Source organism: Cellulosimicrobium sp. BMG9.22 (genome assembly GCF_059159975.1).
This window is the reverse complement of record NZ_JBZGBY010000071.1, coordinates 1-763: the sequence shown is the minus strand read 5'-3', so window position 1 is coordinate 763 and position 763 is coordinate 1. Positions and strand designations below refer to the sequence as shown.

Sequence of the window (763 nt, the reverse complement as noted above, 5' to 3'; positions counted from 1 at the left end):
CCCCGCAACAACGCCTGCTCCGCCACCGCCTGCACCGCACCCTCGCTGAACTCCAGCTCCACCCCGTCGATCGCGAACATCCGCTGATACTGCTTCACCAACGCATTGCGCGGCTGCGTCAGGATCCGCACCAACGCCTCCGCATCCAACGCCGACACCGCCGCGATCACCGGCAGACGCCCGATGAACTCCGGGATCAACCCGAACCGATGCAGATCCTCCGGACGCACCTGCGCGAACAGATCCTCCCCCGCACCCGTCTCGATCGACGCACCAAACCCCACCCCACGCTTCCGCGCCCGCGCCGCCACGATGTCGTCCAACCCCGCAAACGCCCCCGCCACGATGAACAACACGTTCGACGTGTCCACCTGGATGAACTCCTGATGCGGATGCTTACGACCACCCTGCGGCGGCACCGACGCCGACGTCCCCTCGATGATCTTCAACAACGCCTGCTGCACACCCTCACCCGACACATCACGCGTGATCGACGGATTCTCCGCCTTCCGCGCCACCTTGTCGATCTCATCGATATAGATGATCCCCGACTCAGCCTTCTTCACATCAAAATCAGCCGCCTGCACCAGCTTCAACAGAATGTTCTCCACATCCTCACCGACATACCCCGCCTCGGTGAGCGCCGTCGCATCCGCAATCGCAAACGGCACGTTCAACATCCGCGCCAACGTCTGCGCCAGATACGTCTTACCCGTCCCCGTCGGACCGATCAGCAGAATGTTCGACTTCGCCAGCTCCACGA

Annotated in this window: 1 protein-coding gene; it reads right to left on the bottom strand. The window is 63.0% G+C overall.

Features of this window, described 5'->3' with window-relative positions; all coding sequences use genetic code 11:
- Positions 1-763: ATP-dependent Clp protease ATP-binding subunit ClpX (clpX, locus tag AC4H2H_RS19735; RefSeq protein ID WP_494372533.1), on the bottom strand; the 763-nt coding region annotated here is incomplete at both ends.